This is a genomic window from Streptomyces sp. WG5 (assembly GCF_049974565.1).
In the GTDB taxonomy this organism is placed as follows: domain Bacteria; phylum Actinomycetota; class Actinomycetes; order Streptomycetales; family Streptomycetaceae; genus Streptomyces.
Window position 1 is genome coordinate 377,653 of record NZ_JBNGGC010000001.1, and the last position, 13,676, is coordinate 391,328.

General features: G+C 72.7%; 11 protein-coding genes. 7 read left to right on the forward strand and 4 right to left on the reverse strand.

Annotated features, from left to right (window positions below; genetic code table 11):
* Window positions 1-75: 75 nt before the first annotated feature.
* The gene (locus ACP4IX_RS01655; RefSeq protein ID WP_426517129.1) at window positions 76-357 is read left to right on the forward strand and encodes a hypothetical protein; all 282 of its coding nucleotides are present in this window, start codon (window positions 76-78) and stop codon (window positions 355-357) included.
* 154 nt (window positions 358-511) lie between these two features.
* On the opposite strand, the gene ACP4IX_RS01660 is transcribed toward ACP4IX_RS01655, so the two are convergent.
* Window positions 512-1,033, reverse strand: coding sequence for a MarR family winged helix-turn-helix transcriptional regulator (locus tag ACP4IX_RS01660; RefSeq protein ID WP_426554521.1), 522 nt, complete (start codon window positions 1,031-1,033; stop codon window positions 512-514).
* Between the two features lie 122 nt (window positions 1,034-1,155).
* On the opposite strand from ACP4IX_RS01660, the gene ACP4IX_RS01665 reads away from it, so the two are divergent.
* Entirely contained in the window at window positions 1,156-2,187 is a 1,032-nt protein-coding gene (locus tag ACP4IX_RS01665; protein ID WP_426517133.1) for an EamA family transporter, read from the forward strand.
* 154 nt (window positions 2,188-2,341) lie between these two features.
* Here ACP4IX_RS01665 and pepN read toward each other — a convergent pair whose 3' ends face one another.
* A complete protein-coding gene (gene pepN / locus ACP4IX_RS01670; protein ID WP_426554522.1) occupies window positions 2,342-4,945 on the reverse strand; it encodes an aminopeptidase N in 2,604 nt (867 codons plus the stop codon).
* Window positions 4,946-5,058: 113 nt separating this feature from the next.
* On the opposite strand from pepN, the gene ACP4IX_RS01675 reads away from it, so the two are divergent.
* A complete protein-coding gene (locus ACP4IX_RS01675; protein WP_426554523.1) occupies window positions 5,059-5,568 on the forward strand; it encodes a DUF1203 domain-containing protein in 510 nt (169 codons plus the stop codon).
* Here ACP4IX_RS01675 and ACP4IX_RS01680 read toward each other — a convergent pair.
* A complete protein-coding gene (locus ACP4IX_RS01680; RefSeq protein ID WP_426554524.1) occupies window positions 5,558-6,574 on the reverse strand; it encodes an aspartate-semialdehyde dehydrogenase in 1,017 nt (338 codons plus the stop codon). The two genes, ACP4IX_RS01675 and ACP4IX_RS01680, sit on opposite strands and share 11 nt — an antisense overlap.
* Window positions 6,575-6,972: 398 nt before the next feature.
* Here ACP4IX_RS01680 and ACP4IX_RS01685 point away from each other — a divergent pair, with 398 nt between their 5' ends.
* Together ACP4IX_RS01685 and ACP4IX_RS01690 are read left to right on the forward strand one after the other, a co-directional pair.
* A complete protein-coding gene (locus ACP4IX_RS01685; RefSeq protein WP_426554549.1) occupies window positions 6,973-7,500 on the forward strand; it encodes an RNA polymerase sigma factor in 528 nt (175 codons plus the stop codon).
* A gap of 1 nt (window position 7,501) precedes the next feature.
* Window positions 7,502-8,233, forward strand: coding sequence for a hypothetical protein (locus ACP4IX_RS01690; RefSeq protein WP_426554525.1), 732 nt, complete (start codon window positions 7,502-7,504; stop codon window positions 8,231-8,233).
* Window positions 8,234-8,298: 65 nt separating this feature from the next.
* Here the strand turns inward: ACP4IX_RS01690 and ACP4IX_RS01695 are convergent, their stop codons facing one another.
* Window positions 8,299-11,607 carry a S8 family serine peptidase gene (locus ACP4IX_RS01695; RefSeq protein WP_426554526.1) on the reverse strand — a complete coding sequence of 1,103 codons (3,309 nt, stop codon included), beginning with the start codon at window positions 11,605-11,607 and terminating at the stop codon, window positions 8,299-8,301.
* Window positions 11,608-11,857: 250 nt separating this feature from the next.
* On the opposite strand from ACP4IX_RS01695, the gene ACP4IX_RS01700 reads away from it, so the two are divergent.
* Together ACP4IX_RS01700 and ACP4IX_RS01705 are read left to right on the forward strand one after the other, a co-directional pair.
* Window positions 11,858-12,343: an NUDIX domain-containing protein gene (locus ACP4IX_RS01700; protein ID WP_426554527.1), complete on the forward strand. Its 486-nt coding sequence runs from the start codon at window positions 11,858-11,860 to the stop codon at window positions 12,341-12,343.
* A gap of 109 nt (window positions 12,344-12,452) precedes the next feature.
* Complete coding sequence (locus ACP4IX_RS01705; RefSeq protein ID WP_426517144.1) at window positions 12,453-13,589, forward strand: serine hydrolase domain-containing protein; 1,137 nt, start codon at window positions 12,453-12,455, stop codon at window positions 13,587-13,589.
* The last annotated feature ends 87 nt before the right edge of the window (window positions 13,590-13,676 follow it).

Below are 13,676 nucleotides of genomic sequence, written 5' to 3' on the forward strand. Positions count from 1 at the left end.
GCCCGGAGGCCGTGCCCGGGCCTCGTACGGCACCCCGGGCGCGCGCCCCTGACGGCCGTTCGCTAACTTTGCACCGTGGACAAGAAGAACGCCCTGCGCGCCGGCGCCCTGGCAGCCGGTACGACGCTGATGATGCTGCTCATGTCGTCCCCCGCGCTCGCGCTGACCCGCGACGACGGCGACGACCCCGGTCCGGGCCTCAGCGTCATCGAGACGGTGGGCCTCTACGTCGTGGCCCCGATCGCGCTGTTCGTGGTCATCACGGCCCTGGTCATGGTCCTGGACAGGTCCAAGGAGGAGCACCGCGTGACCTCCCGCAACATCAAGACCCGGCCCAAGGCAGACGCCAAGGCCTGACGGGCCGAGGCCCCCGGCGGGCTCACAGCCCGTCGGCTCACCTCAGCTTCACCGAGGGCGCCGGTCCCCCCGCACGCACGCGCGCCGGCCGTGCGCGGACGGGACCGGCGCCCTCGGCATGGGCAGCCGGCGCCTGAGCCGGCCGAGGCGCCGCCTACTTCTCGGTGCCGGCGAGGAGTTCCCGCAGCAGGCCCGCCAACTGGCCCGCTCGTTCGCCGTCGAGCGCGGACAGGGCCTCCGTCTGGGCGGCCAGCCCCGCGCCGACCGCCTCGTCGATCAGCTCCAGTCCCCGGTCGGTGAGCGTGACCTGCAGCGCGCGGCGGTCGTGCGGATCGGGGGAGCGGCGCAGCAGCCCGGCCCGTTCCAGCTTGTCCAGCCGGCCGGTCATACCGCCGGTGGTCAGCATCAGCGTGGCCGACAACTGCCGGGGTGAGAGCGTGTAGGGCTCCCCGGAGCGGCGCAGGGTGGCCAGGGCGTCGAACTCGCCGCGGGAGATCCCGAAGGGCGTGTACGCCTTCTCCATCCGGTCGCCCATCGCGCGCGCGAGCCGGAAGACGCGGCCGAACACCTCCATGGCGGCCGTGTCCAGATCGGGCCGCACCGACGCCCACTGGTCGATGATCGCGTCGACGGCGTCCTTGCGCGGCTCGGGCCGCTGCCCGGGGCGTTCACTCATGGCACGAGTATTGGACCGATTCCACTCGGCTGCAAGAAAGTAGCTTGACGGAAACTTGCTTAGGGCTAAGCTACTTGCCATTGAGCTTCCGCTCCTCCCGTCTTCCCGGAAGGAAGCCCGCCATGGCCGCCGGCCGCCCCGCCCTCATCGCGCTCACCGCCCTCGCCCCCGTCTCCTGGGGCACCACCTACGCCGTGACCACCGAGTTCCTGCCGCCCGACCGACCCCTGTTCACCGGGCTGATGCGCGCCCTGCCCGCCGGTCTGCTGCTGCTCGCCCTCGCCCGGGTACTGCCGCGCGGCGCCTGGTGGTGGAAGGCGGCGGTGCTGGGCGCGCTGAACATCGGGGCCTTCTTCCCGCTGCTGTTCCTCTCCGCCTACCGGCTGCCGGGCGGTACGGCCGCCGCGGTCGGCTCGGCCGGCCCGCTGTTCGTCGTCGGGCTCTCGGCGCTGCTGCTCGGACAGCGGCCCACCACGCGGGCCGTGCTCACCGGCGTCGTCGCCGCGTTCGGCGTCAGCCTGGTGGTGCTGAAGGCGGCCGGGGCGCTGGACGCGCTCGGCGTGCTGGCGGCCCTCGCGTCCACCGCGTCCATGTCGACCGGCACCGTGCTCACCAAGCGGTGGGGCCGCCCCGAAGGCGTCGGCCCGCTCGCGCTCACCGGCTGGCAGCTGACCGCGGGCGGCCTGCTCATCGCGCCGCTCGCCCTCCTGGCCGAGGGCGCCCCGCCCGCCCTGGACGGCCCGGCGGTCGGCGGCTACCTCTACCTGGCCCTGGCCAACACGGCGTTGGCGTACTGGCTCTGGTTCCGCGGCATCGGCCGGCTCTCCGCCACCCAGGTCACCTTCCTCGGCCCGCTCTCGCCGCTGACCGCCGCCGTCGTCGGCTGGGCGGCGCTCGGCCAGGCGCTGACGCCGGTGCAGCTGGCGGGCATGGCGCTGGCGTTCGCGGCGACGGCCGCGGGACAGCTCGCGCCCCGGGCGCAGGCGGCCGCCCCCCGGGAACCTCTCGGTTCTCCTTCGAGGACCGGTCGAAAGGGTCCGACGGATTCGAGGGATCCGGCGGACCTGACGGATCCGGTGGATTCGGCGGGCCTGACGGATCCGACGGATCCGGCGGACCTGACGGACCTGACGGATCGGGCACTGCGACGGTAGTTCCGCTGTGACCGTCGCCCCACTGGAAGGACGCGGCCTCGGGCTCGCCGTACTCGCCACCCCCGACGCCTCCGTCCGCGCGGCGGCCCGGCCCGACCGGGGCACGGGAAGGGGGCGCCCGGTGCGACACCGGACGCCCCCAGGGACGTGACGCCTACTCGCCGGCCGCCGCCGCGTCCGCCGCCTGCGCCTTCAGCGCGCGCTCGACACCCGAGCGGGACTCCGAGACCAGCCGCCGCAGGGCCGCGTTCGGCTCCGCGGAGGACAGCCAGGCGTCCGTGCGGTCCAGGGTCTCCCGCGACACCTGCACCGCCGGGTACAGGCCGACCGCGATCTGCTGCGCCATCTCGTGCGAACGGGACTCCCAGACGCCCTTCAGCGCCTCGAAGTACCGCTCCGTGTACGGCGCCAGCAGCTCCCGCTGGTCGGTCTGGACGAAGCCGGCGATGACCGCCTCCTGCACGGCGTTCGGCAGCTTGTCGGACTCCACGACCGACTCCCAGGCCTCCGCCTTGGCCGCCTCGGTCGGGCGGGCGGCACGCGCGGTGGCGGCGTGCCGCTCACCGGCGGCCGTCCGGTCCCGCTCGTACTCGCTCTGGATCTCCGACCCGCCGAACCGGCCCACGGCCGCCAGCCGCTGCACGAACGCCCAGCGCAGCTCCGTGTCGACGGCCAGGCCCTCGATCGTCTGCGTGCCGTCCAGCAGGGCGTCCAGCAGGTCCAGCTGCTCCGGCGTCCTGGCCGTCACCGCGAACGCGCGCGCCCACGCCAGCTGGTGGTCGCTGCCCGCCTCGGCGGCCCGCAGGTGGGCCAGCGTGGCCTCGGTCCAGCGGGTGAGCAGCGCCTCGCGGGCGGTCGGGGCGGCGTACTGGTCGATGGCCAGCTTCACCTGGCGGTGCAGCGACTGCACGACGCCGATGTCGGACTCCTTGCCGATGCCGGACAGGACCAGGGCGAGGTAGTCGCGGGTGGCGAGCTCCGCGTCCCGGGTCATGTCCCACGCCGACGCCCAGCACAGGGCGCGCGGCAGCGACTCGGCGAAGTCACCCAGGTGCTCGGTGACGACGGCCAGCGACTGCTCGTCCAGACGGACCTTGGCGTACGACAGGTCGTCGTCGTTGAGCAGCACGACCGCCGGGCGGCGCTTGCCGACCAGCTCCGGCACGGCCGTCAGCTCGCCGTCGACGTCCAGCTCGACCCTCCCCCAGCCTTCGGCCGGGGGGACCCCCACGCCGCGCACCAGCTTGCCGTCCGCGTCCAGGTCGTAGGCGCCGATCGCGATGCGGTGCGGACGCAGCGTCGGCTCGCCCTTCGCACCGGCGGGCAGGGCGGGGGCCTCCTGGCGGATCGCGAAGGACGTGATCACACCGTCGGCGTCCGTCTCGATCTCCGGGCGCAGCACATTGATGCCGGCCGTCTCCAGCCACGCCTTCGACCAGGTCTTCAGGTCGCGGCCGGAGGTCTCCTCCAGGGCGCCCAGCAGGTCGGACAGGCACGTGTTGCCGAACGCGTGCCGCTTGAAGTACGCCTGCACGCCCCGGAAGAACTCGTCCTCACCGACGTACGCCACGAGCTGCTTGAGCACCGAGGCGCCCTTGGCGTACGTGATGCCGTCGAAGTTGACGAGCACGTCGTCCAGGTCGTTGATGTCCGCCATGATCGGGTGCGTGGACGGCAGCTGGTCCTGCCGGTACGCCCAGGTCTTCATCTGGTTCGCGAACGTCGTCCACGAGTGCGGCCACTTGGAGCCGGGCGCGTCGGCCTGGCAGGCGGCCTCCGCGTAGGTGGCGAACGACTCGTTCAGCCACAGGTCGTTCCACCACTCCATGGTGACCAGGTCACCGAACCACATGTGCGCCAGCTCGTGCAGGATCGTCGCCGCCCGCACCTCGTACGCGGCGTCCGTCACCTTCGAACGGAACACGTACTGGTCCCGGATGGTCACCGCGCCCGCGTTCTCCATCGCGCCCGCGTTGAACTCGGGCACGAAGAGCTGGTCGTACTTCGCGAAGGGGTACGGGTAGTCGAACTTCTCCTGGAACCACTCGAAGCCCTGCCGGGTCACCTCGAAGATGGCGTCCGCGTCGAGGTGCTCGGCCAGCGAGGGACGGCAGTAGATGCCGAGCGGAACCGACTGGCCGTCCTTCTCGTACACGCTGTGCACCGAGTGGTACGGGCCGACGATCAGCGCCGTGATGTACGACGAGATGCGCGGGGTCGGCTCGAAGACCCAGACGTTGTCCTGCGGCTCGGGGGTGGGCGAGTTGGAGATGACCGTCCAGCCCTCGGGCGCCTTCACGGTGAACTGGAAGGTCGCCTTGAGGTCCGGCTGCTCGAAGCTCGCGAAGACGCGGCGCGCGTCCGGCACCTCGAACTGCGTGTACAGGTAGGCCTGGTCGTCGACCGGGTCGACGAACCGGTGCAGGCCCTCACCGGTGTTGGTGTACGCGCAGTCGGCGACCACGCGCAGGATGTTGCGCCCCGGCAGCAGCCCCGGCAGGTCGATGCGGGAGTCCCGGAACACCTCGGCGGCGTCGAGGGCGTCGCCGTTCAGCGTCACCTCGTGGACCGTCGGCGCGACCAGGTCGATGAAGGACTCGCCGCCGCCCTCGGCGACGTCGAAGCGCACCGTGGTCACGGACCGGTAGGTGCCGCCCTCCTGCGCGCCGGTGAGGTCGAGATCGATCTCGTACGAGTCAACGGTCAGCAGCGTCGCCCGCTGCCGCGCCTCTTCGCGAGTCAGGTTTGTGCCAGGCACGCGGTCATCTCCTCGTTATGTGTGGGTTGCGCCATCCTTCCACGTGGCCGGTACGGAACGCGATGTCCATTTCCCGCCGGTGCGCGGACCGGGCGCGCGCGAGCCTGGGAGCCATGCAGCACTACACCGCACGGCCGGTCCCGCCGGCCGCCCTGAGGGAACTGCGCACCACCGACGACGCGGGCCGCGCACCCGCCCCGTTCACCGACGGCGAGGGCGGCGCACCCCTGCGCTGCTGCCTGCGCCGCAGCCGCCCGGGGGAGAGGATCGCGCTCGTCTCGTACGCCCCGCTGCGGCGCTGGGCCGCCGAGACCGGCGCCGACCCGGGCGCCTACGACGAGCGGGGCCCGGTCTTCGTCCACGCCGAGGAGTGCGCGGGACCGGAGGCGGACGGCCTCGCCTTCACGAACGCGCACCGTGTCCTGCGCCGCTACTCGGCCGGCGGACGCATCCTGGGCGGCCGGCTGGTCGAGGGCGCCGACGCCTTCCCACCCGCCCTCCGGGAAGCGTTCGACGACCCGGCCGTGGCGTTCGTCCACGTCCGGGCCGTCGAGTACGGCTGCTTCCTCTACGAGGTGAGGCGGGGCCGGCCCCAGGCCCAGCCCCAGGGGCCTAGCCCTTGAGCTCCGCCGCCACCAGCTCCGCGATCTGCACCGCGTTCAGGGCCGCGCCCTTGCGCAGGTTGTCGTTGGAGACGAACAGGGCGAGACCGTTGTCCACGGTCTCGTCCTGGCGGATACGGCCCACGTACGACGGGTCCTGGCCGGCCGCCTCCAGCGGGGTCGGCACCTCGGTGAGCGCGACGCCGGGGGCACCGGCCAGCAGCTCCTTGGCGCGCTCCACGCTCAGGGGCCGGGCGAAGCGGGCGTTGATCTGGAGGGAGTGGCCGCTGAAGACGGGCACGCGCACGCAGGTGCCGGAGACCTTCAGCTCCGGGACCTCCAGGATCTTGCGGGACTCGTGGCGGAGCTTCTGCTCCTCGTCCGTCTCGTGCAGGCCGTCGTCCACGATCGAACCGGCCAGCGGCAGCACGTTGTACGCGATCGGCGCCACGTACTTCTCCGGCTTCGGGAACTCCACCGCCGCACCGTCGTGGGCGAGCTTGGGCGCGTCCGCGCCGACCTTCTGGACCTGCTCGAACAGCTCGTCCACGCCGGCCACGCCGGAACCGGACACGGCCTGGTAGGTGGCGACGACCAGGGCTTCGAGACCCGCCTCCGCGTGCAGCGGACGCAGGACCGGCATCGCGGCCATCGTCGTGCAGTTCGGGTTGGCGATGATGCCCTTGGGGCGGTCGGCGATCGCGTGCGGGTTCACCTCGGACACGACCAGCGGGACCTCGGGGTCACGGCGCCAGGCGGAGGAGTTGTCGATCACCACCGGTCCCTGGGAGGCGACCTTTTCGGCCAGCGCCTTGGACGTGGCGCCGCCCGCGGAGAACAGCACGATGTCCAGGCCGGAGTAGTCGGCGGTGGCCGTGTCCTCCACCGTCACACCCTCCAGCTCCTTGCCGGCGCTGCGGGCGGAGGCGAACAGGCGCAGCTCGGTGACCGGGAAGTTCCGTTCCGTGAGGATCCTGCGCATGACCGTGCCGACCTGACCGGTGGCTCCGACGATTCCGACCCTCACGGTGACTCCTTCTCCGTCTGTGCGCGTGTCTTCACGCGCGCGTTGCTCGGCCGAGACTTTTCCATCATGGGGCGAAGCCCGGCCCGCCTGTCCAGTTCTTTGCGCCCCGTGCCCGCACCCTGGGACGCGGTGGCTCGGACAGCAGGCGCGGTCCTTCGGCGGAAACCCGTGCTGAACTGCAGAAATTCACCTCCGCCGGGCCCCGCGCCGCAAGCTGTGCTGTTCCGGCCCCTGCCCATCCCTTCCCCCCTCACACGACGATGTGACGCACGCCTCGCACGCCTCGTGCCGGAGCGCGGCCGGCTCCGCGAACGTTTCCGGCTCCGCGAACGTTTCCGGCTCCGCCGGCGTCATAGGGGAAACGCGGCCGGGCCCTCGGGCCCGGGGGAGGGGTGGCTGTGCTGCGCGGAAAGGCCCGCCGCGGCCAGGGGGACGCACTCGACGATCCCCTGGACGCGGCCCAGGAGCGCAGGGTGCGGGCGGTGCTCGCGCTCGGCGGAGTGCCGCAGGCGGACCTGCAGGACGGGGTGCAGCAGGTCAGGCTGCGGCTGCTGGAGCGGACGGCGAGCGGACGCGAGGCGCCGCGCGACGTGTCCGCGTGGGCGGCGGTCGTCGCCTCCAACCTGGCCATGGACTGGCACCGGGCCAGGCGCCGCCAGGACCGGCTCGGTGAACGCCTCGCCGCCCTGCGCCAGGCGGAGCAGCCCTCCGGGGAGGACACCAGCGTGAACTCCCTCGCCGTCGCGCAGGGCCTGGACGAGCTGCCCGACGCCCAGCGCCAGGTCCTCGTCCTGCGCTTCTACGCCGACCTGCCGGTGCGCGGCATCGCCGAGGAGCTCGGCATCCCCGAGGGCACGGTCAAGAGCAGGCTGCACACGGCGGTGCGGGCGCTGCGGGCCCGCCTGCACGAGGACGAGGTGGTGTGAGATGGCCGCCGAACAGCACCCCGGTGGGCAGGACGCGCTGATGGCCGCGATCACGGGCGAGCCGCTGCCGCCCGGGGCGGACGCCGATGCCGAGTACCGGTCGGCGGCGGCCGACGTGGCGCTGCTGCGGGAGCAGCTGGGAATCATCGGCCGGTCGCTGAGCGAACCGCTGCCCGCCCCCCGGGTCTCCCCCGTGGGGGAGCCCTCTCGCCGCCCCCGGCGCCGTCCGCTCGCCCTCGCCCTCGGCGGGCTCGCGGCGGCCTGCGCCGCCACCGTGGTGACGGGCCTGGGATGGCTGGTGGTCCAGGGCGGAGGCGGGGCCCTCGACGACACGGCGAGCGGCAGTGCCGAGGCGGGCGACCGGCAGGCGGACTCCGCCGGGGCCGGCGGTGTCGCCTTCGGCAGCCCCCGCTACCTCGCCTGCGCCCGTCTGGTGGCCGAGGGCACGGTGACCCGCGCCGAACCGCTGCCGGGGGCCGGGCAGCACCGGGTCACCCTGGACGTGACCCGCTCCCACAAGCCGCGGGAACGGCCGGGGAACACGGGCGAGCGGATCACGTTCGTCCTGGACGACACCACCGCCCGGCTCGTCGAGGGCGACCGCGCGCTGATCGGCATCCCGCTGGACGGCGACAGCCCGGACGCCGTGATCACCGGCGAGGAGGCCATCGCCGCCGAACGCGCCTGGATCACCGCGTCCCTGCCGGAGTCCCGCACCCTCACCTGCGGCTGACGCCCGGCACGCGGAAAGGGCGGGCGCCCCGCGGAGCGCCCGCCCTCCCCGTGTGCCGCACCGGACTACGGCACGACCGTCCCGATCCGTACGCTGCCGAGGCCCGCGGCGGTGCCGTGGGCGTTCACCAGCTGGACCTGCCCGAAGAACTCACGGCCCTCCGGAGCGGCGGCCAGCGCCGTGACGCTGCCGGAGACCGTCGCCGTGTCGCCCGTGCCGAGCTTCACCGGTGCCGAACCGTCCACGGTGACCGAGCCGAGGGACGCGGCGAAGTACACGTCCCGGTAGTCGTACTCCGTGGTGCCCGACGGCACCGAGTAGCCCACGACCTCGACCGTGTAGGTGCCGGCGGCCGGCTTCGGCACGGAGACCGACTCCTCCGAGTCGCCGTCGGCGGACTGGCCGACGACGTTGCCGTCCCTGTCGTAGACCGTCAGGTCCAGGTCGGAGGCCGCGTCGGAGACGCCCCCGATGGCCACGTCCAGCGACTCGGCGCCCTCGGGCACCTCGACCGTCGACGTGGACGTCTCACCCTGCTTGATCGACGGGCGGGACGTCTCGGCCGAGCCGAGCGGGCCGCCGGCCAGTTTGCCCTCGATCGGACCGTACTGGTTCGTCACCTTCCAGGAGGCGGCGGCCGGGGTGCCCACCTTGGCCTCGGGCACGGTCACGACCTCCGGGTCGAAGGTGGCGCCGAGGACGGTGACGTCCAGCTTGTACGGGTTGTCCAGCAGCGGCGAGGTGCGCCGCGACTCGACCTCGATCTCCCAGACGCCGGGCTGCGGGTCGGCGTACGCGCGCACGTCGGGCCGGCAGCCGTTGCCGTCGAGGTAGTTGTTGTAGCAGTACGGCGTGGAGGTGTTGTCGACCGGGACACCGTACGGGTGGAGGGCGACGAACCGGGTCTGGCTCCCGTCCTTCAGCCCGCTCATCGCCACCTCCAGCGCCTTGGCGCCCTCGGGGACGGTCACGAAGTACGACTCGGTGTCGTTGCGCTGCACGGAGCCCTTCGCGGAGAAGTCGTACGCCAGCGGGGCCGAGGCCACGACCGTGGTCAGGACCAGCTTGTCGGTGCCCTCGGTGCGCGGGTCGTCGACCTCGAGGATCGCGCTCTTGATGCCCTCCGAGCGCGGCTTCGCCTGCACCTTGACGGTCACCGGCTCGTTCAGCGGCAGCCTCACCTCGTCGGAGCCGACGATCCGGAAGGTGCGGTCGGTGTTGTTCTCGAAGTGCAGCTCGTGCCGGATCGCGCGGTCCGCGCCGGACGTACGGGTGAGCGTGATGTCGTACGTCCTGCTCTCACCGGCCTTCAGGCCGCCCTCGCGGTCGTAGAGGCCGGTGCCGTACCCCGGCGTCTTCAGGAACTGGTCGATCGCGGTGTCGACCGGCGCCTTGACCGTGTACTCGTGGGCGGTGGCGCCCTTGCGGATCGACCGCCAGGCGTCGGGAACGTTGATCAGACCCGCGCCCTCCTCGTACGCCTGCACGCCCTTGATGTGGTCGGCGGTGGAGGTCAGCGCGGTGCGCAGCTTGGCCGGGGTGAGGTCGATGCCCGCCTGCTTCGCCGCGGACAGCAGCAGCGCGGAGGCGCCGGCGGCCTGCGGGGACGCCATCGAGGTGCCCTGGAGCATGCCGTAGCCGGCGGGGAGGTCGTACCCCGCCTCCGGGACCGGGGCGCCGGGCATCCAGGTCTGGATGGTGTTGACGGCGGCGCCGGGCGCGGTGAGCGTCGGCGTGAAGCCGCCGTCCTCACGGGGTCCGCGCGAGGAGAACGGCATCATCGCGTACTTGGTCTTCACCGCGGAGCCGTAGTTGGCGGCCCAGGTCTCGCGGGAGACGGACGCGCCGACCGAGATCACCTTGTCCGCGAGCGACGGGTCGCCGATGGTGTTGGCGCCGGGGCCGGAGTTGCCCGCGGAGATCACCAGCTGGACGCCGTAGGTGTCGATGAGCCGCGTGTACAGCTCGGCGCGCGCGTTGTTGCCGTCGTTGAGCGCGGGGAGGCCGCCGATCGACATGTTGACGATGTCGACGCCGCGGTTGACGACGAGGTCGAACATGCCCTCGGTGAGCGCGACGTTGGTGCAGCCGCCGCTCCAGGTGCAAGCGCGCGACGAAACGATCTTCGCGCCGGGCGCGGCGCCGTCCATCCGGCCGCCGAACAGGCCGTTGGCGGCGGCGAGACCGGCCACGTGCGAGCCGTGCGAGCCCTCGATGACGCCGATGTTGACGAAGTCGGCCTTCGCGCCCGCCCCGTTGTAGACGACGTCCTTACGGATCTCGACGACGAACGGCTGGCGTTCGGCCACGTCCGTCTTCGGGTCGTCGGTGCCGAAGTACCCGATCTGGAAGCCGTCCTTGTACGGCTTCATCGGGGTGTCGTCGGCGAAGTCGTGGTTGCCGTTCAGGTCGACGCGGACCGTGCCGGCCGCCGCGTCGTAGAGGACGCCCCAGGAGTCGGTGGTGTCGCCGTCCCGGTTGGCGTCGCCCCCGGCGTCACCGCCGGTGGTGTACGACTCCAGGAAGGTGCTGACCCGGTAGGAGCCGGCCGGCGCCGTCCACGTCTGCCCGCCGTAGGTGAAGGTGGGCCCGGAGACGGAGGTGGTCATCGGGCGCCAGGTCCGGTCGCCGTCGACGACCGGGTCGGTCGCGGTGACCCAGTCGACGATCTTGCGCTCGCCGGTGGTGGTCTTCTGCAGCGCCGGGTGGGCGAGGTCGACGCCCGAGTCGAGGATGCCGATGGTGACGCCGCGGCCGTCCGCCTTCGGGTGCTTCTTCACGAAGTCGACGGCGCCCGTCTCGAAGGACGGGTTGTACGGGTTCTCGGCGGGGGTGCGGCGGTCCGGCGCGGGGTAGGAGCGGCCCTGGTGGTGCTCGCCGCCCTTCGCCCGGTCCGCGCCCGGCGTCGGGTCGTCCAGCGGGATCTCGTCGCGCAGGTCGATGCCGTGCACGGAGGAGAGCTTCGCGGCGGCGGCGATGGCCGAGTCCGCCTCGGCGGTGGGCACGGTGGCGCGCACGTAGCCGAGTTCGTCGTAGGTCCGGCCGACGGAGCCGCCGTCGACCGCGTCGAGCTTCTTCGCCACCTGCTCGGTCTCGCCCGGCGCGGTGGCGACCATCATCGTGACGTTCTTCGTGCCGTCGGCCTTCGCCTCGGCGAGCAGGTCCGCGTCGTCCGAACCGAGCTTGTCGGGCGCGGACTTGGCGCCTGCGCCGACGGAGGAGTCGACGGGGGGCGCGGTCCCCGGACCGTCGGCGGCGAAGGCCACGGGTATCGGCCCGACCGCGCAGAGCGCGGCGACGAGGCCCGTGGCCACGGCAAGGCGGGCCGCGCGTCTCGCGCCCGGTATCGGTTCGCGCTGGGGGCTGTGGGTCATCGGCATCCCTTGTAGGTGAAGGAACGTGCGAGAACGACCGGGGCCGATCGGTCCTGGCCGCAACGGTCCGGAATCCGATCCCGGACGACCGCTCAGCTTTACGCAAGGGTTCACTGTTTGGGGAGAGTTGTCCGGGACGGGATGGAGCCATGGCGTACTTCCGCCATACGCCATCGGGGACACAAGGGGCGGGCTGTGACAATCCTGTGAGCCGCACCACGGTCCGCGCCCGGCGGGTTAACGTCCCGGAGTGCGCCGAAAGCTGAGGGTGGCGGCCTACGCCATATGCGTCCGTGACGGACAGGTCCTGCTCGCCCGGTCACCGGGTCCCGGCGGGATCCCCGAGTGGGTGCTGCCGGGCGGCGGCATGGAGCACGGCGAGGACCCCCACGACACCGTCGTGCGCGAGGTCGAGGAGGAGACCGGCTACCGCGTCGAGCCCACCGCCCTGCTCGGCGTCGGCTCCCACCGCGCCACCCGCCCGAGCCGCGCCGGGTTCGGAGGCCTCCTGCGGCGAACCGTCGACCACCACGGCGTACAGCTCGTCTACGAGGTCCGGGTCACCGGCGGTGACCTGCGGTTCGAGGTCGGAGGCTCCACGGACCTGGCGGCCTGGCAGGACCTGACCGCCGTCCCGGGACTGACCCGGGTGCCGATGGTCGACATCGGACTGCGGCTGTGGCGGGAGAGGCCGCCGTCGGGACGGGCGGGACGCCTGCGGAGCGAGGAAGGCTGAAACGCGCTCAACCGCCCGAGGGCGCGGCAACCTTCCCGCCGCCGGTCCGGTCCCTCTCGCCGACCGAGCAACGCAGCGAACGCAGACGACGCAGACGATGGGGGAAAGCATGACCGCTCGCGTACGGACCAGCCTGGTGGCGGCCACCGCCGTGGCACTGTCGGTGGCGCTGGCCGCCCCGGCCGTGGCGGCGCCCGGCACCGGAGGCCACGACGCCACCCGCCGCGCCATGGAAGCCGCGGTAGCGGACGGCGTGCCCGGCGTGACCGCGACCGCCCGGGACGGCCACCGCACATGGTCCGAGACCGCCGGCGTGGGCGACCTCAGGACCGGCGAACCGCGCTCGGAGCGGGACCGCTACCGGGTCGGCAGCATCACCAAGACCTTCGTCGCCACCGTCCTGCTCCAGCTGGAGGCCGAGGGCCGGCTCTCGCTGGACGACACGGTGGACACGTGGCTGCCGGGCGTGGTCGAAGGCAACGGCCACGACGGCAGCCGCATCACCTTGCGCCAACTCCTCAACCACACCAGCGGGATCTTCAACGTCACGGCCGACGAGGACTTCGCCCGCGCCTACTTCACCAAGGACGGCTTCCTCGAGCACCGCTACGACACGGTGACACCGCGACAGCTGGTCGCGATCGCCATGACCCACGAACCGGACTTCGCCCCCGGCGCCGACTGGAACTACTCCAACACCAACTACCTCCTGGCCGGCATGGTGATCGAGGAGGTCACCGGCCGACCGTACGGCGACGAAGTGCGCCGCCGCGTCATCGAGCCGCTGAAGCTGCGTGCCACGTCGGTCCCGGGCACCCGGACCGGCCTGCCGGAGCCCAGCAGCCGCGCGTACTCCAAGCTGGACGGGGCGGTCACCGGCCGCACGTACGACGTCACGCGGCTCAACCCCTCCATCGCCGGCCCGGCGGGCGAGATGATCTCCAGCTCCGCCGACCTGAACCGCTTCTACACCGCCCTGTTCCGCGGCAGGCTGCTGCCCGCCGAGCAACTGGCCGAGATGACCACCACGGTGCCCGCGGAGCCGGGTGCCGACTACGGCCTCGGCCTGATCAAGCGCGAACTCGACTGCGGAGTGACCGTCTGGGGCCATGCCGGCGGCATCCACGGCTCTCTGTCGAACGCGGTGACGACCGGGGACGGCCGGCACGCGCTCGCCTTCAACTTCAACGGTGACTGGTCGGGCGACGGCGAGGCGGTGATCCGGGCGGAGTTCTGCCCCGAGTAGACGCGCCACGCGCGAGCGGACGCGCCACGCACGAGGAGGGGCCCCGGCACCGCGGCGGCCCCTCCTCTCCCCTCCTGGTGTCGTCCC

Coding starts and splice junctions, on each gene's coding strand:
- ACP4IX_RS01675 (WP_426554523.1), top strand. CDS start 5,059: ATGCAGCACTACACCGCACGGCCGGTCCCGCCGGCCGCCCTGAGGGAA.
- ACP4IX_RS01665 (WP_426517133.1), top strand. CDS start 1,156: ATGGCCGCCGGCCGCCCCGCCCTCATCGCGCTCACCGCCCTCGCCCCC.
- ACP4IX_RS01660 (WP_426554521.1), bottom strand. CDS start 1,033: ATGAGTGAACGCCCCGGGCAGCGGCCCGAGCCGCGCAAGGACGCCGTC.
- ACP4IX_RS01705 (WP_426517144.1), top strand. CDS start 12,453: ATGACCGCTCGCGTACGGACCAGCCTGGTGGCGGCCACCGCCGTGGCA.
- ACP4IX_RS01690 (WP_426554525.1), top strand. CDS start 7,502: ATGGCCGCCGAACAGCACCCCGGTGGGCAGGACGCGCTGATGGCCGCG.
- ACP4IX_RS01695 (WP_426554526.1), bottom strand. CDS start 11,607: ATGACCCACAGCCCCCAGCGCGAACCGATACCGGGCGCGAGACGCGCG.